Below are 21,762 nucleotides of genomic sequence, written 5' to 3' on the forward strand. Positions count from 1 at the left end.
GTCTCCTGGTGTTTTTATCGTCGGCCGGGATAGCGCGTCAGCCCTTGGCCTGGGTGTCCTGCCTGGCCTCGTGTTCGGCGATGTTGGCGAGCAGCTCGGCGCCGCGATTGGCCGCCGATAGGCCCCGGAACAGGAAGCACAGGCTGACCACCGCCTGCATTTCTTCCCAGGTAGCGCCGGCGCGGCGCGCGGCGATGCCATGCAGGACCGCCGCATCGCTCATGTCCATCAGCAGCATGCCGAACAGCATCAACTGCGCCGTCTTCACGTCGAAGCACTTCGGATACATCGCGTGCTCGCGCATCTTCTCCTGCAGGTCCACGAGGGCCGGGTCGAGCGCCCCGGTGACCGAGAGGCGAGCCTCGATGCGCGGGGGGACGAAGCCGATCAGTTCTTGATAGATGGCTGCGCGATCTTCCAGCGAGCGTTCGGAATCGGCGTACTCGCCGATACGGGCCTTGACGACCGCACGGTCGATGCGTTTGGGTAGCATAGGGAATCTCCGGTTGTCGATTTTCGTTTATATTTATTTAAATCGATTTTACAGTCAATATCGATTTTTAATCGTTTTGGCCCCAGCAGGCCTGCCATGAGCACATCCCTGACCTCGCAACTGACCCAATCCCTGCGCGACGAACTGTTGAACGGCACGTTCAAGCCGGGGCAGCAGTTGCGGCTGAATCATCTCAGCCAGCGGTTCAACGTGAGCCTGAGCCCGCTGCGCGAGGCGCTTTCCCGGCTGACGGCAGAAGGGCTGGTCATCGCCCACGACCAGCGGGGCTACCAAGTGGCACCTGTGTCCGTGCGCAACCACAAGGAGATCACGGACCTGCGGACCATGCTGGAGCCTCATGCGCTGATGATCTCGATGGCGCAGGGAGGAGAGGACTGGGAAGTCGCCGTGCTCGCCGCGCACCATCGCCTGCAACAGGTGGAAAAGCGTGCCGCCTCGGATCCCGAGGCCTTGCTGGAGTGGGAGGTCCGCCACCGCGAATTCCACATGACACTGATCAGCGGCGGCCAGATGCCCGTGCTGGCCCAGTTCTGCGAAAAGCTGCTGGCCTTCTCCGACCGCTACCGCCGCATCTTCCTGCGGCAGCGGCCGCTCGACCGCGACATTCCCGACGAGCACGAAGCCATCCTGGCCGCCACGCTGGGACGGGAAGAAGAGCGCGCGGGCGCTTTGCTCAGGCAGCACATCGAGCGCACGGCCGCCAACATCGCGATCCTGCTCGAACAATGGGAGTCGGGCGTCCGCGATCCGGCCGGGCCCCTCGCCCGCAGGGACGGCATCGCCGCCGAGTGAACGAAGAAAAGGGCCTGCGGGTCGCCCCGCAGGCCCTCGAACCGCCAACCCAGCATGGACTCAGGCGGGTACTGCAACCGCTTCCGGCACTTCGGTTTCCACCGAGGAGCGGATCAGGTAGTCGAAGGCGCTGAGCGCGGCCTTCGAGCCTTCGCCCGTGGCAATGATGATCTGCTTGTACGGCACGGTCGTCACGTCGCCCGCGGCGAACACGCCGGGCACCGAGGTCTGGCCCTTGGCATCGACCTCGATCTCGCCGTGCTTGCTCAGCGCCACGGTGCCCTTGAGCCATTCGGTGTTCGGCACCAGGCCGATCTGCACGAAGACGCCTTCGAGCTCGACGTGCTGCAGTTCGCCCGATTGCCTGTCCTTGTACGTCAGGCCGTTGACCTTCTTGCCGTCGCCGGTGATCTCGGTCGTTTGCGCCTGCGTGATCACCTTGACGTTGGGCAGGCTGTTCAGCTTGCGCTGCAGCACCGCGTCGGCGCGCAGTTCAGGGGCGAATTCGAGCAGAGTGACGTGCTCGACCAGGCCGGCCAGGTCGATCGCCGCTTCCACGCCCGAGTTGCCCCCGCCGATGACGGCCACGCGCTTGCCCTTGAACAGAGGGCCGTCGCAGTGCGGGCAGTATGCCACGCCGTGGTTGCGGTACTCGCGCTCGCCCGGCACGTTCACCTCGCGCCACCGGGCGCCGGTGGCGAGGATGACCGCGCGGCTCTTGAGCACGGCGCCGTTGGCCAGCTTGACCTCGATCTGCCTGGTGCCCGGCACCAGCGCTTCGGCACGCTGCGCATTCATGATGTCGACGTCGTACGCTCTGACGTGTTCCTCCAGGGCGGCGGCGAACTTGGGTCCTTCGGTCTCCTTGACGGAGATGAAGTTCTCGATCGCCAGCGTATCGAGCACCTGTCCGCCGAAGCGTTCGGCGACCACGCCCGTACGTATGCCCTTGCGCGCCGCGTAGATGGCCGCGGCCGCGCCGGCCGGACCGCCGCCGACGATCAGCACGTCGTACGGTTCGCGGGCGTTGAGTTTCTCGGCATCGCGTTGGCTGGCGTTGCTATCGAGCTTGGCGAGGAATTCCTCCACGCCCATGCGGCCCTGGCCGAACACTTCGCCGTTCAGGAATATCGTGGGCACGGCCATGACCTGGCGCTTTTCCACTTCGTCCTGGAACAGGGCGCCATCGATGGTGACCTGGCGGATGCGCGGATTCAGCAGCGACATCACGTTCAGCGCCTGCACGACCTCGGGGCAGTTCTGGCAGGACAACGACACGTAGGTCTCGAACGAGAAATCGCCGTCCAGGTTCTTGATCTGCTCGATCACGTCGGGGTCGAGCTTGATCGGATGGCCGCCGACCTGGAGCAGCGCCAGGACGAGCGACGTGAATTCGTGGCCCAGGGGAATGGCGGCAAAGCGGATGCCGATATTTTCGCCGGGGCGGTTGATGGTGAACGAGGGCTTGCGCTCGTCGTCGTCGCGTCGCTCGATCAGCGTGATGCGATCCGACAGGCCCGCAATCTCCGTCAGGAGTTCGGCGAGCTCACGCGATTTCTCGCCATCGTCGAGGGACGCGACGATCTCGATCGGCTGCGTGATCTTTTCCAAATAGGCTTGCAACTGGTTCTTGAGATTGGCGTCCAACATATTCGCTCCCTTCGCTCCGTGTCTTGTGTTTTCGGATGGAGCCCGGGCCGCTTGTGGCGTCCCGGGCGGTACTGCTTGATACGGGTTATTGCTTGACTGCGATGTCCCCTTGCCCGATGGCGCCCCGGGTAGGGGCGGCCATCGTCGGGCGGGGCCTTAGATCTTGCCGACCAGGTCCAGCGAAGGAGCCAGCGTCTTTTCGCCTTCCTTCCACTTGGCGGGGCACACTTCGCCCGGGTGGTTGGCCACGTAGATGGCGGCCTTGACCTTGCGCAGCAGTTCCTTGGCGTCGCGGCCGATGCCTTCGGCAGTGACTTCCACGGCCTGGATCACGCCCTGCGGATCGATGATGAAGGTACCGCGGTCAGCCAGGCCCTGGCCTTCACGCAGCACTTGGAAGTTGGTGGCCAGTTCCCAGGTGGGGTCGCCGATCATCGTGTACTTGATCTTGCCGATGGCGGGCGAGGTGTCGTGCCAGGCCTTGTGCGAGAAGTGCGTGTCGGTCGAGACCGAGTACACCTCGACACCCAGCTTCTGGAATTCGGCGTAGTTGTCAGCCAGGTCTTCCAGCTCGGTCGGGCACACGAAGGTGAAGTCGGCGGGATAGAACACCACCACGGCCCACTTGCCCTTCAGGGTCTGGTCGGTAACTTCGACGAACTTGCCATCCTTGAAGGCGGTCGCTTTGAAAGGCTTGACCGGAGTATTGACTAGAGACATTGCAGTTTCCTCTCTTGCTGGGTTGAAAAGACGTATATGAATGGTATACGTCACAGGATAATTGATCAAATTGATTGATTTTATATGGTCAATCGCTAATATCTATCGAACATCGTAGAGGCCGGATGCTTCGAGATCGTGTCCGTTCATGCTGTTCTGCCGCAGCGACCCTGGGCGCCTCTTCGGCGATCGGCCTTCCGTGCAGGGCCGGTTTGCCTCGCCAGACAAGAATATGGGGCCGCGCGGGCTTCCTACAAGCGATGTTGCAGTTGGAGGCAGCAGGGGTTCAGCGCAGCGCGGGCATGCGGCGGGCCAGCGGGCCGGCCGCCTCCAGCATGCGCTCGAGCCATTGGGTGACCGCGTCGTCGCCGGCCAGGACGGGAAAGTCGCTGACGCAACGCGCCCACTGGAAACCGCCGAAGACGATGTAGTCGGCATAGGCCGGCGCATCGCCGCAGACGAAGGGCTGGTTCTTCAGCAGCAGGCGCAGCGGCGCGAGGCTGGCCCGGAACGCCTCGACCGCGCTTTCGCGTTCCGCGCAGACGGCGGCAACCGGCATGCCGAAGCGTTGTTCGCGGCTGCGGTGGAAGTACTCGAGGTCGCATTCGTGCAAGGTCGAGGGAATGTCCACCAGCACCAGTCGGGAAAGGCCGGGCAACTGGACGGAGTCGGCCCAGCTGTTGACGAAGCGCGCCAGCGCCTGGGCTTCGCGTCCGCCGAACAGCGAGGGAGCATCGGGATAGGCGGACTCCAGGTAGACGGCGATGTGCCAGGAGTCGGGCACGACGTGCTCGCCGTCGACCAGCACCGGGACGCGGCCCTGCCCCGAAAAGGCGATCGCGTCCTTCTCGGTGAAGCGCCACGGCACCATCTCCGCATCCAGCCCTTTATGGGCGAGGGCCAGCCGGGATCGCCAGCAATAAGGACTGAAGCGGAATTCCGGATTGGCGCCGGCAAGGTCGTAGAGCTGTCTGGCCATCGTCGTCTGTTCTCGTGTCGCGCGGGTTGAGCGCCGGATGCGGCGGCGCTCCCAACTATACCGCCACCCGGCAAGGCACGGCGCTTGCTGGCACACGGGGTCCGACCAGCAAGCAGCGAGAACATCATGGCTTCGAAAAAACAGGATGAGCGATTGCGCCCTTCCAACGAGCAGGGCGTGGGGCAGCTCGCGTCGTTGCCCGAAAGCAAGGGAGCGTCCAAGGACACCCCACCGTCCCGGCGCGCGGAGCACAAACCCGCGACCCAGTATGACGGATCCCCCCAAGCCGATCCCCGCCAGGACAAGCCCGGCCTCAGCGCGCCGCAGGACGACACGCCGTGGACCCTGGAAAAGCGCGAGGGTCCGAAGTGAACCGCCTGTCTGGGTACGGGACTTGCTGAGGTCCCCGCGCCTTCATTACTGGAGATTGACATGCATAAGTTGCAGACCGCCGCAGTGGCTATCGCGCTGGCGTTCGGCGCCGGCACGGTCGCCGCCGCCGACCTCGCCCGCAAGGATGCGCGCTTTCTACAAGACGCCGCCGAAAGCGGACAGCTCGAAATCAGCGCCAGCCAGATCGCCGAGCGCAATGCCTCGCACCCCGATGTGAAGGCCTTCGCCAAGATGATGGTGGACGATCACACGAAGGTGGACGGCGAGCTGAAGACTCTGGCAAGCAGCAAGAACGTCCAGCTTCCCACCGAGCCTACCCGGAAGGTACGGTCGGCGCTGAGCGACCTGCAGAAGAAGACCGGCGCGGACTTCGACAAGGAGTATGCCGACGACATCGCGGTCGACGCCCACGAGGACGCGGTCGAGTTGTTCGAAAAGGCCGCCAAGGATGCGGAGGACGCGGACGTGAAGGCCTTTGCGGCCAAGACGCTGCCCAGCCTTCAGCAGCACCTGGCCAAGGGCAAGGAGTTGCAGAGCCTGGTCAAGTCCAGCCGCGAAAACGCGCAAATGAAGCGATAGCCGAGGAGCGCGGCGGCACGGCTGTCGCGCAAGGAAACGCAACGGCCGCCTGCCGCGACGCGGAGGCGGCCGTTGCGCAATGAACAGGCCCTAGCAGCAGCCGATGCGTTTCTTGCCGCCGTATCGCGCATCCTGCCTTTCGCGGAAGAATGCTTCGTAGCTCATGGGTTCCTGATCCGGATGAGCGCGCCGCATGTGCCGCAGGTAGGTCTCGTAGTCGGGTACGCCCACCATCAGCCGCAGCGTCTGGCCCAGGTAGCGGCCGGCGGCGGACGCCGTGCCGGTCATGCCGGAGAAAAGCATGGCCCGCGCCTCCTTCAATGCGCGGCCGCGGCGGCGTCGGCCGGCAGCGGTTCGAACGGCGTTTCGCGGGCCGTGGCTTCGCGGGCGGCGCGGGCGCGCCGGACCGAGAGGATGCCATAGACCATGATGCTCACCACGACCAGCATGAACACCCCGCACAGCGCGGCGTCGACATAGTCGTTGAACACCACGCGGCGCATTTCGTCGAGCGACTTCGCGGGCGCCAGTATCGTGCCTTCGGCGATCGCCGCGTTAAAGCGCGATGCATGCGACAGGAAGCTGACCTTGGGGTCCGGATGGAACAGCTTCTGCCATCCGGCCGTCAGCGTGCAGGCCAGCAGCCACAGGGTCGGCAGCACGGTAACCCACGCGTAGCGGTCGCGCTTCATCTTGAACAGCACCACCGTGCCCAGCGTCAGCGCCACGGCCGCCAGCATCTGGTTGGCGATGCCGAACAGCGGCCAGAGCGTGTTGATGCCGCCCAGCGGGTCGACCACGCCCTGATACAGGAAGTAGCCCCAGGCTGCCACGCACAGGCCGGTGGCGATCAGGTTGGCCGGCAGCGATTCGGTACGCTTGAGGGCGGGCACGAAGGTGCCGAGCAGGTCCTGCAACATGAAGCGGCCCGCGCGGGTGCCGGCGTCCACCGCCGTCAGGATGAACAAGGCCTCGAACAGAATGGCGAAGTGGTACCAGAACGCCATCATGGCCGGGCCGCCTATGGCCTGGTGCAGGATGTGCGCCATGCCTACCGCCAGCGTGGGCGCGCCGCCCGCGCGCGAGATGATCGTGCTTTCCCCCACGTCCTTGGCGGTCTGCACCAGGTCGGCGGGCGTGATGACGAAGCCCCAGCCGGAGACGACCTGGGCTACCTGCTCGGGCGTGGTGCCGATGACGGCGGCGGGGCTGTTCATGGCGTAGTAGATGCCCGGCTCGATCACGCATGCCGCGACCAGGGCCATGATGGCCACGAACGATTCCATCAGCATGCCGCCGTAGCCGATGTAGCGGGCCTGGGTCTCGTTCTCGATTAGCTTGGGCGTAGTGCCCGAGGCGATCAGCGCATGAAAGCCCGAGACCGCGCCGCAGGCGATGGTGATGAAAAGAAAGGGGAAGAGATTGCCCGACCAGACCGGGCCCGAGCCGTCCACGAACTGCGTCATCGCCGGCATCTTCAGCTCGGGCGCCACCACCACGATGCCTATGGCCAGGCCCATGATGGTGCCTATCTTCAGGAAGGTCGACAGGTAGTCGCGCGGCGCGAGCAGCAGCCAGACCGGCAGGACCGAGGCGACGAAGCCGTAGCCGATCAGGATCCAGGTCAGGGCCTTGCCGTCGAAGTCGAAGAGGGCCGACAGGGTCGCGCTTTCCGCCACGTCCTGTCCGAAGGTAATGGCTGCCATCAGCAGGATGAAGCCGATCACGGAGACTTCGCCGATGCGGCCCGGGCGGATGAAGCGCAGATACACGCCCATGAGCAGCGCGATGGGGATCGTCGCGGCCACCGTGAAGGTTCCCCACGGCGAATGCGTGAGCGCCTTCACCACGATCAGCGCGAGCACGGCCAGGATGATGACCATGATCATGAACGCGCCGAACAGCGCGATGACGCCGGGCACGGTGCCCAGCTCGGACTTGATCAGGTCGCCCAGCGACCGGCCGTCGCGGCGCATGGAAATGAACAGCACGACGAAATCCTGAACCGCGCCCGCGAACACCACGCCGGCCAGGATCCAGAGCATGCCGGGCAGGTAGCCCATCTGGGCGGCCAGGACCGGACCGACCAGCGGGCCGGCGCCGGCGATCGCGGCAAAATGATGGCCGAAGAGCACGTGCTTGTTGGTGGGCACGTAGTCCAGTCCGTCGTTGTATTTCCAGGCCGGCGTCATCCGGCTGCCGTCGAGCCTGAAGACCTTGTCGGCGATGAACCGGCTGTAATAGCGGTAGGCGATCAAGTAGACGCATATGGCGGCGATCACCACCCACAGCGCGTTGACGGTCTCGCCGCGCGCCAGGGCCACGGTGCCGAGCGCGAAGGCGCCCAGGACCGCGACCCCTACCCAGGCCAGGTGATGGCCCAGTCCCTTGCTCTCTTGCATGAGTGCTCCTCGTACATGCTGCACCGATGGCGCCGAAGGCCGGCCGCGGCCGCATGGTGTCTGCGTCGTTATGGGATGAGTTGTCGTGACGGGCATGCGCGCCCGTTCCGCGCCATGGCGGCGCGGGCGGTAGTATTTCGTTTTTGCCTTGCGGCGAACAAGCGCAGCACTACGCAAAACCGCTGCGTAGAATTACGTAGCTTCGTTCCGCGAACCCTTTGATCATGCGGCCGATCGCGGCGTGCTATCGTTCCAGAGTGTTACTGCTGCATTGCAGCATCCCACCCCTTTTTGCCATGAAACTGCGTCTGAAGATCCTGCTGCTCGGCGCCGTTCCGCTGCTGCTGGCACTGGCCGCCATCATGGGCGGCATTTACGTCCAGGGCATGGAGCTGGCCAAGCGCGAGAAAGCGCTGGTCGAGCAGGCCCTCCTCAGCAGCAAGGAAAGCGAGCTGCGGCACTACGTGAGCCTTGCGTACAGCGCCATCGAGCCGCTGCTCGCCCAGGGCGACGATCCGGCCACGCGCCAGCGCGCGCTGGCCTTGCTGGCGAGCATGGAGTTCGGCCAGGACGGCTATTTTTTCGTCTATGACCTCAACGGCCGCAACCTGATGCATCCGCGGCAACCCGAGCTGGTCGGCCGCGAGCTCTGGGACATGCGCGACGCCAAGGGCGACCTCGTCATCCAGCAATTGCTCGCCACCGCGCGGCGGGGTGGGCGGGAAGGGCACACCATCCGGTATCTCTGGGAAAAGCCGTCGTTGCATCAAAGCGTGGAAAAACTCGGTTACGTCGCCGTCGTCGAGCCCTGGGGCTGGATGCTGGGCACCGGCATCTATCTCGACGACGTGGCTCAGACCCTGGCCGATATCGACGCCGCGGCGCAGAACAACGTGCGAAACATGTTCGGATGGATCGCGGGCATCGCCGCGCTCGGGACGCTGCTTGTAGCGTTGTGGGGGCTCGCGCTGAACATCCGCGATCATCGCGAGGCCGATGCCAAACTGCGGCGCATGGCCCGGCAGCTCGTACATTCGCAAGAGGAAGAGCGCGCGCGCCTGTCGCGCGAGCTGCATGACGGCATCAGCCAGGTGCTGGTCTCGATCAAGCTCTTGCTCGAGGCGGCGCGCGAACGGGTCGCATCCCTGCGGGGCGCCGACCCGGACGCCCTGGCAATGGCGCAAAAACCCATGGACGGCGCGCTCGAACGGCTGAACGGAGCGGTGGGCGAGATCCGGCGCATTTCGCACAACCTGCGTCCCACGCTGCTCGACGACCTGGGGTTGCCCGCCGCGCTCGAGCACCTGGGACGGGAATTCAGCGCCCAGCGCCAGGCCGCCGGGGAGCCCCTGCAGGTCGTGCAACGGACCACCGGCAAGCCGGTGCGCCTGCCCAGCGCCGGCGCCACCGCGCTGTTCCGCATTACCCAGGAAGCCTTGACCAATATCCAGCGCCACGCCGGTGCCACCCGCGTGGACCTGGACCTGGCGTATTCCGAAGAGGGCGTGAGCCTGTCCGTTGCCGACAACGGCGTGGGCTTCGATCACGCCGCGGTCCAGCTGGATCCGTTGCGCGGCATCGGTCTGCGCAACATGCACGAACGCATGGCGTCGCTGGCGGGCCACGTGGCCATCCGTTCCGATCGCGGCGGCACGATCGTGCAGGCCTGGCTGCCGTTGCAAGCCGAAGGAGCGGCGACATGACTGCATCTTCGCCCATGCTCACGCGGCTCCTGCTGGTCGACGACCATCCGCTCGTGCGCGACGGCCTGCGCCTGCGGTTGGAGACCGTCGCCCATCTGCGCGTGGTGGGCGAAGCCTGCAGCGCCGAACAGGCGCTGCAGGTGCTGGCCGCGCTCGAGACACAGCAGGACGCCTTGCCGCACCTGATCCTGATGGACCTGAACATGCGCGGAGTGGGCGGGCTCGAACTGACCGCGCTGCTGCACGACCGCTATCCGCAGATCGCGGTGCTGGTGCTCTCCATGCACGACAACGCCGAATACATCGTGCAGGCGGTAAGGGCCGGCGCGCGCGGCTACCTGTTGAAAGACGAGCCGGCGCAGGAAATCCTGGCCGCGATCGACGCCGTCATGGCCGGCCGCACCTACTTCAGCGCGGTCGCCGCGGGCCGCCTGGCGCAGGCCAGCGCCCCGGCGGTGCTGTTGACCCAGCGCGAGCGCGAGATCCTGCGACACATTGCCGAGGGGCACGCCAACAAGCAGATTGCCCAGGCCTTGAACCTGTCGGTGCGCACGATCGAGACGCATCGCCTCAACATCAAGCGCAAGCTGGGCATAGAAGGACAGGCCGAACTGATCAAGTTCGCGGTCGAGAACCGGGGAATTTGAGGGATATCAGAACAGCGCGGGCTGGCGGGCGGCAGCCCGCGGGGCCAGCTCCACCCCTTCGTGTTCCAGCAGCCATACCTTGCGATGCAGCCCGCCGCCGTAGCCGGTCAGGCTGGCATTGGCGCCGATGACGCGATGGCAGGGCACGACGATGCTGACGGGATTGGCGCCATTGGCCAGCCCGACCGCACGCACGGCCTTGGGACGGCCGATGCGTCCGGCAAGTTCGGAGTAGCTGAGGGTCCGGCCCAGGGGAATACGCCGGAGTTCGGCCCAGACCTCGCGCTGGAAGGGCGTTCCGGCCGTCGCCACCTCGAGCTCGTCGATGGCGGATAGCTCGCCGCCGATGTAGGCGTCGAGCCGCCGCCGCGCCTGGCTGGCGCTGCCGCGTTCGCGCAAGACGTAGCCGTTCTTGCCGTAGTGCAGGCCCAGGAGCTGGTGCATGCGCGGCTGGTAGTCGTCCCAGTCGACGGCGCGCAGCCGGTCTTCGGCGTCGGTCAGGATAAGCATGTCTCCCACCGGGGTGGGAGTGCGTTCCACGAATAGCGTGAGGATGTCCATGGGCGGGCGTGGGCGGTTGCACTGGCCCGGAAAGTGTAGCGCCGTGCCCGGGATGGCGTCAGCGCGCGGCCCGCAGCAGTGCTTCGCGCAGTACCCGTGCGTGATTGTGTTCGGGATCCTTGGCGCCGTAGAGCAGGGTGATCGGCCGGTGGCCGGCGTCCTCCAGCAGCGCCGCGAGCGCCTGCCGCTGGACGTCCTGCCGCAGTTCTTCGGCGTAGCGTTTGTGGAACTCCGCCCAGCGCTCGGGGCGATGGCCGAACCACTGCCGCAATGCCGTGCTCGGGGCCAGGTCCTTGGGCCAGGCATCGTAGGCCAGGTCTTCGCGGCGGACGCCCCGCGGCCACAGCCGGTCCACCAGCACCCGATAGCGGCCCGGCGCGACGCTGGAGTGGTCGTAGACGCGGTGCAGTTCGATGTTCGGTTTTTCCATGAGCAATGGACTCGTCAGGCCAGGCGTCTGTCGCGCCTCGGCGTTTCAGCATAGACCCAAGGCCGTCCGCCTCGCAAAGGCCGTCCGGGGCATGGGCATTCCGGCGCGCCATCTTGCCCTTTCGTGGCAGCCGGCTGATAATGAATGCAACAAATTGATAATAAAGAAACCATGCGTATCAAAACGGGGCGGCATTGCGATTTTTCAAATAACGCGGGTACTTGCGGGGGGACGCGCCGCCGGCTCGTGGCAGGCGGTGTCGCGGGCGTGGCGCTGGCCATGCTGGCGGCCTGCGGCGGCGATGGCGCCGTCGCGCCCGCCGAGGACCCCTTGCGGGCGTACCGCGAACAAGCCGTGGATTGGCAGGCCTGCGATCCGGAAACGCTGGGCGGGGAGTCTCCGGCCTACCTGGCTCTGAAGGAGCGCCTGAGCTGCGCGACGATACGGGTTCCCCTCGATTACGCGGAACCGGGCCGTGGCGATGCCGTCGTGGCCGTGACGCGCGTGGCGGCCGGTACGCCGGCGCAGCGCCAGGGAGCCATCCTGGTCAACCCGGGCGGCCCCGGAGGCGACGGCCTGGCGTGGTCGCTGTTCCTCGGCGCCTCGTGGTCGTTCGCCAGCGACTCTTCCACGACGGGCCAGCAATTGCGGGTCATTCCCCAGCGCTACGACCTCATCGGCTTCTCGCCGCGGGGCGTGGGCGCGAGCAGCCGGCTGTACTGCGGCACCAATGGGACGCTAATGCCCGAACGGCACAGCTCCGACCGCAGCGAGGCCAATATCGCCGCCATGGTGTTCAATGCCCGCGCGACGGCAGACGCCTGCATCCGCAATCCGCTCGCCCGGTACATCAATACCGACAGCACCGTGCGGGACATGGACCTGATCCGCGAGCTGCTGGGCGATGCCAAGCTCAACTATGTCGGCATTTCGTACGGAACCTGGCTCGGCGCATGGTACGCGTCCCTGTTTCCGGAGCGGGTCGGCCGCATGGTGCTCGACAGTTCGATGGACGTGACCGGGGCCATCGACGTCAACGTGGTGCTGCAGCCCACCTCCATCCAGCGCGTCCTCGACAGCTTCATTCCCGCCTATGCCGTCCGCCATCCCGATCGCTTCGCGCTAGGCGGCGATCCGGCGGCGATTGCCGGCGTCTACCGGGAACTCTCCGAGCCCCTGCGCGTGGCGTTCGACCGGGAGGTCAGGATGCACGCGATCGTCAACCTCACCGCCCGGGTTGCAAAGGGCGCGCAACTCATCGCCGCCGCGCGCGGCCTGAACCAGATCGTCCGCGACGATCCGGACAACGCGCGCAATCCGGCCGTGCTCGAGGACAAACTGATGGACTACCCGTTCGCCCCCGATTCCTTTGGGGACGACAACGACATTCGCGGGTTGGCGCTTTCCATGGTCAGGCCGTACATCGAGGCGTACGAGCCGGCCGGCCGCCAGGTGGAGATCGGCTCGGCGGATTCGGTGTTCCAGGCCGTCGTGTGCAACGACACGGCAACGCGTACGGATCTGCAGTATTGGGTGGATCTGGGCAACCAGATGGCGCGCAGCCATCCGTATGCGGGCGGTACCGTCACGCGGAACCCGTGCGTGACATGGGGCGGGCCGGCGGTCAGCAAGCCGCCTTTGTCCCGGGCGGCAGCGGCGTCGCCCATCCTGATGCTGCAAAGCGAATTCGACGCCTTGACCGCAACCGAAGGGGCATTGCGCACGTTCGATCAACTGCCCCAGGCGCACATGGTCATGGTCGGCAATCACTACACCCATGGCGTGCTGACCGAGGGCATGGAATGCGTCGACGCGGTCGTCGGGCGCTACTTCGCCGACGGCGTGGTGCCGGGCCGCCGCAGTGACTGCGAAGGCCCGGCCCTGCCGGGCGAGGACTCCGTCGAAGCCCGCCGCGTGGCGCCGGCCCTTGCCAGGGAGCAGCCGGGCGTGGCCGCGCTGGCGCGCGAGGAACTGCGAAGGCGGCTGGACGCCATTGCGGTCCGCGGGCAGGGGTTCTGATCGCCGGCACGTTCGGCATCGAGGCGCTTCACTTGTTGCAGGGAAACGCCTCGCCCAGCGCATTCACGAGAATGACCACGGCGGGGAGCCCGTGGTCCTGTGGACGGTCGGCCAGCCGTTGCCGGAATATCTCGACGGTGCGGCCGGTGGAGACGTTGCCGGGCGCGCAAAAGGGCAGCGGCGTTTTGGTAGCCATGGATTGGATACGCATGCCGTCAATCGCCCCCATCACGAAGGCGGAGCACCCCAGCGAGGCCTGGCCATTGGCCCCCGGTGCGCACTGTTCGTTCCAGAACGTCCCGGTCCAGGGTTCGGCGGCATGGGCGGGCCGGACCGCCAGCGCGGCCAGCAACAGCAAGGGGGCGGCGATTTTCATGGCAATCATCGGTAGGGCGCAGGCTACGCGCAGCCGAGCGCAGTTGAATCCGGGAGGGGGCGCGCGGCCCTCATTTGGCGCAGTTTGCGCGAGCCTGGTCGACATCGATCTTCCGCGTCTCCATGACGCGCACGAGTTGCAAGGTCGCGGTCAAGCAGGCATTGGCCGCTGGCGCCGCGGTGCGCGGCCCGGCGTTCGGCCCGCCAGGCAGCGAGGGCAGGGACGGCGCTGCCGGCGCCGCGCGCTCCGCTGACTGCGCACGCGCTTCGCAGTAGGCGCCCTTCAGGTCGGCGTCGCTCATGGCTTTCAGTTCATCGTCGGTGCGCGGCATGCACGAGGCCATGGCATTGTGCGCGGCAAGCGCGCCGGCGGCGAGGAGGGCGAGTCTCAGCATGGCGGTCCTGTATGGAAAAGGGGGGTACGCGATCCTGGACGGGTCCGGCGCGAGCCCGGACGGCGTGGCAATCGCCGATAGTATAAAAGTCATCCACCAACCAACCGTACTCTTGCAAGTGCCGGAAAACATGCTTATTCGTTCGTACCGACCCGCCGATGAAGCGGCCATTATCGCCCTGTGGCAGGCCTGTGGCCTGACGCGGCCTTGGAACGATCCCAGGAAGGACATCGAGCGCAAGCTCACCGCGCAGCCCGAGTTGTTCCTCGTCGGGGAGTCCGGGGGGGCGCCCATCGCGTCCGCCATGGTGGGTTTCGACGGTCACCGCGGCTGGGTGTATTACCTCGCGGTGCATCCCGGCCACCAGCGATGCGGCCACGGCCGTCGCTTGATGGCGCATGCGGAACAGCTCCTGATCGAACGCGGATGCCCGAAGATCAACCTGTTGGTGCGCACGGCCAACGGCCAGGTCATCGATTTCTACCGGGCGCTGGGGTACGCGCAGGACGACGTGGTGAGCCTGGGCAAGCGGCTGATCCCCGATATCTGAGTCGGCGTTGCGGGGGCGGTCGTGGGGAACTGCTAAAACGCGGTACCAGGAGGTATCGATATCCTGAGGGCCGCCATCGTCCGCCAGCGAACGCATTTCGTTGCGAATCCGGCGCCCGATTTTCACCCTATTGTCACCTGGGCTTTCTAGGCTTGCACCGCCGCACGTTTGTCGTGCCCGGCCTGTCGCATCCTTTACTTTTCCACCGCCCACCCATGCCCATACCGATCTCTGCGCGAGCCTTCGCCGTGGCGCTTGCCATCGCTACATTCCTGACCGCCTGCGGCAGCGATGACGATTCATCGCCGCCTTCCTCCGGTCCGGGAACTGAGCAGCCGCCTACCACGCCATCGAAACCCGACCTGCGCTGCGCGCCGTAATGGCTGCACAACGCTTCCCACGACTCACGCACGGACATCCATGACTTCCCGCCGCCGATTTCTGCAAGCCACCGCGGGCACCGGCCTCGCCGCCGCCGTACTCGCCACCTTCCCGCCCAGCATCCGCAAGGCGCTGGCCATCCCCGCCAACAACAAGACCGGCACCATCCGGGACGTCGAGCACGTCGTGATCCTGATGCAGGAGAACCGGTCGTTCGATCATTACTTCGGCACGCTCAAGGGCGTGCGCGGTTTCGGCGATCGCTTCACCATTCCCATGATCAACGGCCGCAAGGTCTGGCAGCAGGAGCGCAGCAACGGCGCGCTGCTCACGCCTTATCACCTGGACGGGACAGCCAACAACGCGCAGCGCGTCAGCGGCACCCCGCACGACTGGGGCGACAGCCAGCTTGCCTGGGACGACGGCCGCATGAGCCAATGGGCGCGCCACAAGACCAATACGTCCATGGGCTATTTCAAGGAACAGGAAATCCCCTTCCAGTTTGCCCTGGCCAATGCGTTCACCCTCTGCGACGCCTATCATTGCTCGATGCACACGGGCACCGATGCCAACCGGTCGTTCCATCTCACCGGCACCAACGGGCCTACCGCGCAGAACGTGGCCTTCGTCACGAACGAGTGGGACGCCATTCCCGGCACGCCGGGCTCGGAGGCGATCGGCTATACCTGGAAGACCTATGCCGAACGCCTGGAAGATGCCGGCATCAGCTGGATCTGCTACCAGAACATGCCCGACGAGTGGGGCGACAACATGCTGGGCGCCTTCCGCCAGTTCCGCGCCGCCAACCTGGCGTCGGGCTTCCCCGTGTCGAGCGGCGGCGCGCCCAATGCCCCGTATTCCGACACGGGCCAGAGCCTGCCCTACCATGCGTACGATCCCGCCACGGACAATGCCCGCAACCCGTTGTACAAGGGCATCGCCAATACCCTGCCGGGCACCACGCCGGATTCCTACCTGGACGCCTTCCGCCGCGACATCCGCGAAGGCCGCCTGCCGCAGGTTTCCTGGATCAATGCGCCGTCCATCTATTGCGAACACCCCGGGCCGTCCAGTCCCGTGCAGGGCGCCTGGTTCCTCCAGGAGGTGCTGGATGCGCTTACCGCGGTGCCGGAGGTCTGGAGCAAGACGGTGCTGCTGGTCAACTTCGACGAGAACGACGGCTACTTCGACCACGTGCCGTCGCCGTCGCCGCCGTCGCGCAATGCCGACCTCTCCCTGGCGGGCAAGACCACGCTGCCGGAGGCGAGCCTGGCCTCCGAGTATTACACGCAGCCCGCGCCGGCGGGCAGCACCCGCCAGCCCGCTCCGGACGGCCGCGTCTTCGGCCCCGGGCCGCGCGTGCCGATGTACGTGATCTCGCCGTGGAGCCGTGGCGGCTGGGTCAATTCGCAGGTGTTCGACCACACTTCGGTGCTGCGCTTCCTGGAAGCGCGCTTCGGCGTGGAAGAGCCCCACATCAGCCCGTTCCGCCGCGCGGTCTGCGGCGACCTGACCAGCGCCTTCAACTTCGCCACGCCCAACGACGAAGCATTGCCTGCGCTGGGCGGCCGCAACACGCGCGCGGCCGCGGACCAGCTGCGTTCCAGCCAGCAGGCGCTGCCCGCCATGCCCTTGCCCGCCGACCTGCAGATGCCGATCCAGGCGAGCGGCACGCGCCCGTCGCGGGCCTTGCCGTACGAGCTGCATACCAGCGCGCGCTGCGGACCGGACGGCCAGGTGAAGCTGCTGTTCTCGAATACCGGCAAGCAGGGAGCGGTGTTCCACGTCTATGACCGCCATCACCTGGACCGGATCCCGCGCCGGTATACGGTGGAAGCGGGCAAGATGCTGGACGACACCTGGAACGCGGGGCTGGACAACCTGGGCCGCTATGACCTGTGGGTACTGGGCCCCAACGGCTACCATCGCCACTTCATCGGCGACACCGCGCGTATCGCTGATACCGGCGTGCAGCCCGAAATCCGCGTCTGCTACGACATCGCCAATGGGAACGTCTACGCGGAACTGATAAACGGCGGCACCAAGCCCTGCATCTTCACGGTCGAGGCCAGGGCCTACCGCGAGGACGGACCGTGGACCGTCACGGTGGCGCCCGGCGCCCAGGAGTCCCTGCACTGGGAGTTGGCCGGCAGCGGTCGCTGGTATGACTTCGAAGTCAGCTGCAGCGCCGACGCGGCCTTCCGCCGACGCTTTGCCGGCCGCGTCGAAACGGGCGAGCATTCGGTGAGCGACCCGGCGATGGGCGAGCAGGACTGAGCCGTCCACGGACGAAAAAAATCCCCAGGACGGCCTAGGCTTTCCTGGGGATTCTGGCGCCAGACGTGGCGGTGTATGGTGGTGGAACACGGAACCGAACCCGCGCCCGCATATGAGGTTCGTTAGCAAAGCACTGTTCTTGAGGGTGCCCGCCTGCACCAAGTGGCCGTTTTGCTACGTGAAAAGTCTCGGCTGGGTCGGCGTCGGGTTGCGATAGTCCGAGCAGCCTCGGGGAAATCGTCGTCTGGGCGCGCCCAGACGAGTTTCCGCCAAGGAACATGCGGACGAGCAAGGGCGGCTGCGGGCGCTCGGCTACAACGTGAGGATCGGTGTTTGATGTGCGGCCGTGGGCGGCGCCCGCAAGGTCCCGATCAACCCACCGTCCCCTGCGCCGGACCGGCCCGCCCTGGCATACCGTCCTTGAAGATTTGAGTCACATCAATCGGCCAGCAGGTCGCTGGATGTTGACTCTTGACTTTCGGCATGTTTGGCGCAATATCTTGCAAAGTCTTGCAAGAATTTCCTCGAGCGAGGCCGCGTGACGACGGAACTTGTGGGGGTGGTATGACAGCGCGCCAGCAGGCGATTTTCACACTCGACGAGCTGGCTGCCTACTTGAAAGTCGGCAAGCGGACGCTTTACCGGCTCGCCTCGCACGGGGAGATTCCGGCCTTCAAGGTCGGCGGGACGTGGCGGTTTCGTCAAAGTGAAATCGATCGATGGATCAATGATCAGATCCAAGCAGGCAGAAAGAAGGAGGTGATACGCACAGATGAGCAGCCGAAGTCAGCGGAACACTCCGTTTCGTCTGGGCGCGCTGTCCGTCGCCGCAGGCAAACGGAGTGAGCGAGAGTCTTCAATTTTTCTTCTGGAGGTGTGACATGGACATTGGTTTCAAGAAATTGGCTCCCTGGAACTGGTTCAAGAAGGAGCAGGAAGAACAACAGAGCACTGCCTCGCTGCCGGTGCAGCGCAATGACCTGCCGGTGGCGGGTGGGCCCGTCAGTCCCATCCTGCAATTGCATCGCGAGATCGACCGCCTGTTCGACGACGCGTTTCGAGGCTTCGGTTTCCCGACGCTGGCCATGCCACGCTGGCCGTCGGACTGGCCGGGCATGCTGAAGCCGGCGCTGGACATCCAGGAGACCGACAAGCAGTACAAGATCGCCCTGGAAGTACCCGGCGTCGAGGAAAAAGACATCCAGATCACGCTCGACAACGACGTGCTGCTGGTGCGCGGTGAAAAGCGTCAGGAGCAGGAAACGAAAGACGGCGGTTTCCACCGGGTGGAGCGCTCCTACGGCAGCTTTCAGCGCGCTCTGAACCTGCCGGCCGATGCCAACCAGGACACGATCAAGGCCGCTTTCAAGAACGGCGTGCTCACGATCACGATGGAAAAGCGCGAGGCCAGTACGCCCAAGCAGGGGCGCTCGATCCCGATCAACGGCTGACGCGGGGCAGCGCGTTTTTCTCAAAAACCACAAAGAGATGAGGCACCGTGATCGGCGGTGCCTCGCCCAGTTAACCCTCTCAGGAGCATCAGCATGGCCAGAAAACAATGCCAAGTCTGCGGCCAGCCCGCCACGGTGCGGGTGGAAGCCAATCTCAATGGTCGCCACAGCACCATGCTGTTGTGTGACGATCACTATCGCCAACTGGTGCGCCAGCAAAAGCGCACCGTCTCACCGCTGGAAGCCTTGTTCGGCTCGCGCAGCGGGCTGTTCGAAGACTTCCTTGGCAGCGACTTCTTCCGCATCGGTGACGACGCACCGTCCATGGCGGCCGATACCGACGAGGTCGTCGATGCCTCGTTCGGCGAACCCGCCCCGGCCGGTACGGGCACCGCGCGCCGTCGCGGCAGTGGGCTCGCCAGCCGTATCAGCGAACAGTCCGAGGCCCTATTGCAGGAGGCCGCCCGACACGCTGCAGAGTTCGGGCGCGCCGAAGTCGATACCGAACACCTGCTGCTGGCGCTATCCGACAGCGACGTGGTCAAGACCATCCTGGGGCAGTTCAGGATCAAGGTCGATGACCTCAAGCGACAGATCGAATCCGAAGCCAAGCGCGGCGACAAGCCGTCCGAGGGCGAGATCGGCGTGTCGCCCCGGGTCAAGGACGCGCTCAGCCGTGCTTTCGTGGCCTCCAACGAACTCGGCCACTCTTATGTCGGGCCGGAGCATTTCCTGATCGGGCTGGCCGAGGAAGGCGAAGGTTTGGCGGCCAACCTGCTGCGCCGTTACGGCCTCACGCCGCAAGCGCTGCGCCAGCAGGTAAGCAAGGTGGTCGGCAAAGGTGCCGAGGATGGCCGCGCCGAGACGCCGACCAACACGCCCGAGCTGGATAAATACTCGCGAGACCTCACCAAAATGGCGCGCGAGGGCAAGCTCGATCCGGTTATCGGCCGCGCGCAGGAGATCGAGACCACCATCGAGGTGCTGGCCCGGCGCAAGAAAAACAATCCGGTGCTGATCGGCGAGCCCGGCGTCGGCAAGACCGCCATCGTCGAAGGGCTGGCGCAGCGCATGGTGGCCGGCGAAGTGCCTGAGACGCTGCGTGACAAGCGCCTGGTCGAACTCAACATCAATGCCATGGTGGCCGGCGCCAAGTACCGCGGCGAGTTCGAGGAGCGCGTGCAGAAGGTACTCAAGGAAGTGACCGAGCACCAGGGGGAGCTGATTCTCTTCATCGACGAGGTGCACACCATCGTCGGTGCCGGCCAGGGTGGCGGCGAAGGCGGGCTGGACGTGGCCAACGTGTTCAAGCCGATGATGGCGCGCGGCGAACTGAACCTGATCGGCGCCACCACGCTCAACGAGTATCAGAAGTACATCGAGAAGGACGCCGCGCTGGAGCGTCGCTTCCAGCCGGTGATGGTGCCCGAGCCGACGGTAGCGCAGACCATGATGATCCTGCGCGGCCTGCGCGACACCTTCGAGGCGCACCACAAGGTCAGCATCACCGAGGATGCGATCATCGCCGCCGCCGAGTTGTCGGACCGCTACATCACCGCGCGCTTTTTGCCTGACAAGGCCATCGACCTGCTCGACCAGGCGGCCGCACGCGTGAAGCTGTCGGCCACGGCCCGCCCGGTGGCGGTGCAAGAGCTGGAGTCCGAACTGCACCAGCTGCGGCGTGAGCAGGACTATGTGGCCTCGCGCAAGCAGTACGACAAGGCCGCCGAGCTGGGCAAGCGCATCGAGGCCAAGGAGACTGAACTCAAGAAGCTCGTCGAGGAATGGGAACGCGAGCGCGCCTCGGGCAGCGCCGAAGTCAAGGCCGAGCATGTCGCGCAGATCGTCTCGCGCCTGACCGGCATTCCGGTCAACGAGCTGACGGTGGAAGAACGCGAGAAACTGTTGCACCTGGAGCAGCGGCTGCACGAGCGCCTGGTAGGCCAGGACGAAGCGGTGCGCGCGGTAGCCGATGCCGTGCGTCTGTCGCGGGCGGGGCTGCGCGAGGGCAGCAAGCCGGTTGCTACTTTCCTGTTCCTCGGACCGACCGGCGTGGGCAAGACCGAGCTCGCCAAGGCGCTGGCCGAGTCGATCTATGGCGATGAAGGTGCGCTGCTGCGCATCGACATGTCCGAGTACGGTGAACGCCATACCGTGGCACGCCTGGTGGGCGCGCCTCCGGGCTATGTGGGCTATGACGAGGGGGGGCAGCTCACCGAGAAAGTGCGGCGCAAACCCTACAGCGTGTTGTTGCTCGATGAGATCGAAAAAGCGCACCCCGACGTCTACAACATCCTGCTGCAGGTATTCGACGACGGGCGGCTCACCGACGGCAAGGGCCGGGTGGTGGATTTCACCAATACCATCATCATCGCCACCTCGAACTTGGGCTCGGACATCATCCAGCGTCGGCTGAAGGCCCGTGGCGCCGCCGGCGAGGAATACGAGAAGACCAAGTCCGAGGTGATGGACGTGCTGCGCGGACACTTCCGCCCCGAGTTCCTCAACCGCATCGACGAGATCATCGTCTTCCATGCGCTGGGCAAGGAGGAGATCCGCCATATCGTCGGCCTGCAGCTCGATCGTGTGGCCCGCAACGCCGCCAGCCAGGGCGTGACGTTGACCTTCGACCAGACCTTGATCGACCACTTCGCGGAGGAAGGCTACAAACCCGAGTTCGGCGCGCGCGAGCTCAAGCGGCTGATCCGCAGCGAGCTGGAAACCGCGCTGGCGCGCGAGATGCTGGGTGGCGGTATCGGCAAGGGCGATCACGCCAGCGCCCGCTGGGACGACAAGGCCGAGCGGGTGGTTTTCGAGCGCAAGGAGCCACCAGTGAAGCCGGTCGAGCCTGAAAAGCCTGATGCCGCGAAAGTGGCAGAGGCGCCGTCGAGCGACGAAAGCAAGGCGACGCGCAAGAAAAAGCCGGCGGGCGGCGAATCTTGAG

Annotated in this window: 21 protein-coding genes; 11 read left to right on the top strand and 10 right to left on the bottom strand. The window is 65.6% G+C overall.

Annotated elements, in window-relative coordinates; genetic code table 11:
- Nucleotides 1-37: 37 nt before the first annotated feature.
- Nucleotides 38-493, bottom strand: coding sequence for a carboxymuconolactone decarboxylase family protein (locus tag CDO44_RS13335; protein ID WP_087780708.1), 456 nt, complete (start codon nucleotides 491-493; stop codon nucleotides 38-40).
- A gap of 96 nt (nucleotides 494-589) precedes the next feature.
- On the opposite strand from CDO44_RS13335, the gene CDO44_RS13340 reads away from it, so the two are divergent.
- On the top strand, nucleotides 590-1,306 hold the full coding sequence (locus CDO44_RS13340) for a GntR family transcriptional regulator (protein WP_087780709.1): 717 nt from the start codon (nucleotides 590-592) through the stop codon (nucleotides 1,304-1,306).
- Between the two features lie 60 nt (nucleotides 1,307-1,366).
- Here the strand turns inward: CDO44_RS13340 and ahpF are convergent, their stop codons facing one another.
- The 3 genes from ahpF to CDO44_RS13355 all read right to left on the bottom strand — a co-directional run bounded on the left by ahpF (nucleotide 1,367) and on the right by CDO44_RS13355 (nucleotide 4,655).
- Complete coding sequence (gene ahpF, locus CDO44_RS13345) at nucleotides 1,367-2,956, bottom strand: alkyl hydroperoxide reductase subunit F (protein ID WP_087780710.1); 1,590 nt, start codon at nucleotides 2,954-2,956, stop codon at nucleotides 1,367-1,369.
- A gap of 156 nt (nucleotides 2,957-3,112) precedes the next feature.
- On the bottom strand, nucleotides 3,113-3,676 hold the full coding sequence (gene ahpC / locus CDO44_RS13350) for an alkyl hydroperoxide reductase subunit C (protein WP_087780711.1): 564 nt from the start codon (nucleotides 3,674-3,676) through the stop codon (nucleotides 3,113-3,115).
- 286 nt (nucleotides 3,677-3,962) lie between these two features.
- Nucleotides 3,963-4,655 (bottom strand): glutathione S-transferase family protein, encoded by a 693-nt coding sequence (locus CDO44_RS13355; protein ID WP_087780712.1) that lies wholly within the window; start codon nucleotides 4,653-4,655, stop codon nucleotides 3,963-3,965.
- Nucleotides 4,656-4,781: 126 nt separating this feature from the next.
- Here CDO44_RS13355 and CDO44_RS13360 point away from each other — a divergent pair, with 126 nt between their 5' ends.
- Nucleotides 4,782-5,027: a hypothetical protein gene (locus tag CDO44_RS13360; protein WP_144389518.1), complete on the top strand. Its 246-nt coding sequence runs from the start codon at nucleotides 4,782-4,784 to the stop codon at nucleotides 5,025-5,027.
- 60 nt (nucleotides 5,028-5,087) lie between these two features.
- Nucleotides 5,088-5,627: a DUF4142 domain-containing protein gene (locus CDO44_RS13365; protein ID WP_087780714.1), complete on the top strand. Its 540-nt coding sequence runs from the start codon at nucleotides 5,088-5,090 to the stop codon at nucleotides 5,625-5,627.
- Nucleotides 5,628-5,717: 90 nt separating this feature from the next.
- Here CDO44_RS13365 and CDO44_RS13370 read toward each other — a convergent pair whose 3' ends face one another.
- Nucleotides 5,718-5,930, bottom strand: a complete 213-nt coding sequence (locus CDO44_RS13370; RefSeq protein ID WP_369824646.1) for a YbdD/YjiX family protein — start codon at nucleotides 5,928-5,930, stop codon at nucleotides 5,718-5,720.
- A gap of 14 nt (nucleotides 5,931-5,944) precedes the next feature.
- Nucleotides 5,945-8,029, bottom strand: a complete 2,085-nt coding sequence (locus CDO44_RS13375) for a carbon starvation CstA family protein (protein WP_087780715.1) — start codon at nucleotides 8,027-8,029, stop codon at nucleotides 5,945-5,947.
- A 296-nt stretch (nucleotides 8,030-8,325) separates the two neighbouring features.
- On the opposite strand from CDO44_RS13375, the gene CDO44_RS13380 reads away from it, so the two are divergent.
- A complete protein-coding gene (locus tag CDO44_RS13380) occupies nucleotides 8,326-9,732 on the top strand; it encodes a cache domain-containing protein (RefSeq protein ID WP_087780716.1) in 1,407 nt (468 codons plus the stop codon).
- On the top strand, nucleotides 9,729-10,379 hold the full coding sequence (locus CDO44_RS13385; RefSeq protein WP_087780717.1) for a response regulator transcription factor: 651 nt from the start codon (nucleotides 9,729-9,731) through the stop codon (nucleotides 10,377-10,379). Before CDO44_RS13380 ends, CDO44_RS13385 begins: the two co-directional genes overlap by 4 nt.
- A 6-nt stretch (nucleotides 10,380-10,385) precedes the next feature.
- Here CDO44_RS13385 and ogt read toward each other — a convergent pair whose 3' ends face one another.
- Together ogt and CDO44_RS13395 are read right to left on the bottom strand one after the other, a co-directional pair.
- Nucleotides 10,386-10,940, bottom strand: coding sequence for a methylated-DNA--[protein]-cysteine S-methyltransferase (gene ogt / locus CDO44_RS13390; RefSeq protein WP_198951360.1), 555 nt, complete (start codon nucleotides 10,938-10,940; stop codon nucleotides 10,386-10,388).
- 58 nt (nucleotides 10,941-10,998) lie between these two features.
- Entirely contained in the window at nucleotides 10,999-11,370 is a 372-nt protein-coding gene (locus CDO44_RS13395) for a DUF488 domain-containing protein (RefSeq protein ID WP_087780718.1), read from the bottom strand.
- Between the two features lie 246 nt (nucleotides 11,371-11,616).
- On the opposite strand from CDO44_RS13395, the gene CDO44_RS13400 reads away from it, so the two are divergent.
- On the top strand, nucleotides 11,617-13,389 hold the full coding sequence (locus CDO44_RS13400) for an alpha/beta hydrolase (RefSeq protein WP_144389519.1): 1,773 nt from the start codon (nucleotides 11,617-11,619) through the stop codon (nucleotides 13,387-13,389).
- A 28-nt stretch (nucleotides 13,390-13,417) separates the two neighbouring features.
- Here the strand turns inward: CDO44_RS13400 and CDO44_RS13405 are convergent, their stop codons facing one another.
- Complete coding sequence (locus CDO44_RS13405) at nucleotides 13,418-13,765, bottom strand: Rap1a/Tai family immunity protein (protein WP_087780720.1); 348 nt, start codon at nucleotides 13,763-13,765, stop codon at nucleotides 13,418-13,420.
- A 70-nt stretch (nucleotides 13,766-13,835) separates the two neighbouring features.
- A complete protein-coding gene (locus CDO44_RS13410; protein WP_087780721.1) occupies nucleotides 13,836-14,159 on the bottom strand; it encodes a hypothetical protein in 324 nt (107 codons plus the stop codon).
- 130 nt (nucleotides 14,160-14,289) lie between these two features.
- Between CDO44_RS13410 and CDO44_RS13415 the strand changes: the two genes are divergently transcribed.
- The 5 genes from CDO44_RS13415 (at nucleotide 14,290) to clpK (ending at nucleotide 21,761) form a co-directional block, all read left to right on the top strand.
- Nucleotides 14,290-14,709: a GNAT family acetyltransferase gene (locus CDO44_RS13415; protein WP_087780722.1), complete on the top strand. Its 420-nt coding sequence runs from the start codon at nucleotides 14,290-14,292 to the stop codon at nucleotides 14,707-14,709.
- Between the two features lie 420 nt (nucleotides 14,710-15,129).
- The gene (locus tag CDO44_RS13420; RefSeq protein ID WP_087780723.1) at nucleotides 15,130-17,367 is read left to right on the top strand and encodes a phosphocholine-specific phospholipase C; all 2,238 of its coding nucleotides are present in this window, start codon (nucleotides 15,130-15,132) and stop codon (nucleotides 17,365-17,367) included.
- A gap of 564 nt (nucleotides 17,368-17,931) precedes the next feature.
- On the top strand, nucleotides 17,932-18,213 hold the full coding sequence (locus CDO44_RS13425) for a helix-turn-helix domain-containing protein (RefSeq protein WP_012761384.1): 282 nt from the start codon (nucleotides 17,932-17,934) through the stop codon (nucleotides 18,211-18,213).
- Between the two features lie 35 nt (nucleotides 18,214-18,248).
- Entirely contained in the window at nucleotides 18,249-18,818 is a 570-nt protein-coding gene (locus CDO44_RS13430) for an Hsp20/alpha crystallin family protein (protein WP_087780724.1), read from the top strand.
- Between the two features lie 93 nt (nucleotides 18,819-18,911).
- Nucleotides 18,912-21,761, top strand: a complete 2,850-nt coding sequence (clpK, locus tag CDO44_RS13435) for a heat shock survival AAA family ATPase ClpK (RefSeq protein ID WP_087780725.1) — start codon at nucleotides 18,912-18,914, stop codon at nucleotides 21,759-21,761.
- The last annotated feature ends 1 nt before the right edge of the window (nucleotide 21,762 follow it).

It is taken from the genome of Pigmentiphaga sp. NML080357, assembly GCF_002188465.1.
GTDB lineage: Bacteria > Pseudomonadota > Gammaproteobacteria > Burkholderiales > Burkholderiaceae_B > Pigmentiphaga.

Bases quoted from the DNA above. Each gene is read 5' to 3' on its own strand.
- CDO44_RS13340 (WP_087780709.1), top strand. From the start codon at position 590: ATGAGCACATCCCTGACCTCGCAACTGACCCAATCCCTGCGCGACGAA.
- CDO44_RS13380 (WP_087780716.1), top strand. From the start codon at position 8,326: ATGAAACTGCGTCTGAAGATCCTGCTGCTCGGCGCCGTTCCGCTGCTG.
- clpK (WP_087780725.1), top strand. From the start codon at position 18,912: ATGGCCAGAAAACAATGCCAAGTCTGCGGCCAGCCCGCCACGGTGCGG.
- CDO44_RS13355 (WP_087780712.1), bottom strand. From the start codon at position 4,655: ATGGCCAGACAGCTCTACGACCTTGCCGGCGCCAATCCGGAATTCCGC.
- CDO44_RS13420 (WP_087780723.1), top strand. From the start codon at position 15,130: ATGACTTCCCGCCGCCGATTTCTGCAAGCCACCGCGGGCACCGGCCTC.
- CDO44_RS13410 (WP_087780721.1), bottom strand. From the start codon at position 14,159: ATGCTGAGACTCGCCCTCCTCGCCGCCGGCGCGCTTGCCGCGCACAAT.
- CDO44_RS13430 (WP_087780724.1), top strand. From the start codon at position 18,249: ATGGACATTGGTTTCAAGAAATTGGCTCCCTGGAACTGGTTCAAGAAG.
- CDO44_RS13365 (WP_087780714.1), top strand. From the start codon at position 5,088: ATGCATAAGTTGCAGACCGCCGCAGTGGCTATCGCGCTGGCGTTCGGC.
- CDO44_RS13425 (WP_012761384.1), top strand. From the start codon at position 17,932: ATGACAGCGCGCCAGCAGGCGATTTTCACACTCGACGAGCTGGCTGCC.
- ahpC (WP_087780711.1), bottom strand. From the start codon at position 3,676: ATGTCTCTAGTCAATACTCCGGTCAAGCCTTTCAAAGCGACCGCCTTC.
- CDO44_RS13375 (WP_087780715.1), bottom strand. From the start codon at position 8,029: ATGCAAGAGAGCAAGGGACTGGGCCATCACCTGGCCTGGGTAGGGGTC.
- CDO44_RS13395 (WP_087780718.1), bottom strand. From the start codon at position 11,370: ATGGAAAAACCGAACATCGAACTGCACCGCGTCTACGACCACTCCAGC.
- CDO44_RS13360 (WP_144389518.1), top strand. From the start codon at position 4,782: ATGGCTTCGAAAAAACAGGATGAGCGATTGCGCCCTTCCAACGAGCAG.
- CDO44_RS13385 (WP_087780717.1), top strand. From the start codon at position 9,729: ATGACTGCATCTTCGCCCATGCTCACGCGGCTCCTGCTGGTCGACGAC.
- ahpF (WP_087780710.1), bottom strand. From the start codon at position 2,956: ATGTTGGACGCCAATCTCAAGAACCAGTTGCAAGCCTATTTGGAAAAG.
- CDO44_RS13335 (WP_087780708.1), bottom strand. From the start codon at position 493: ATGCTACCCAAACGCATCGACCGTGCGGTCGTCAAGGCCCGTATCGGC.
- CDO44_RS13405 (WP_087780720.1), bottom strand. From the start codon at position 13,765: ATGAAAATCGCCGCCCCCTTGCTGTTGCTGGCCGCGCTGGCGGTCCGG.
- CDO44_RS13370 (WP_369824646.1), bottom strand. From the start codon at position 5,930: ATGCTTTTCTCCGGCATGACCGGCACGGCGTCCGCCGCCGGCCGCTAC.
- ogt (WP_198951360.1), bottom strand. From the start codon at position 10,940: ATGGACATCCTCACGCTATTCGTGGAACGCACTCCCACCCCGGTGGGA.
- CDO44_RS13415 (WP_087780722.1), top strand. From the start codon at position 14,290: ATGCTTATTCGTTCGTACCGACCCGCCGATGAAGCGGCCATTATCGCC.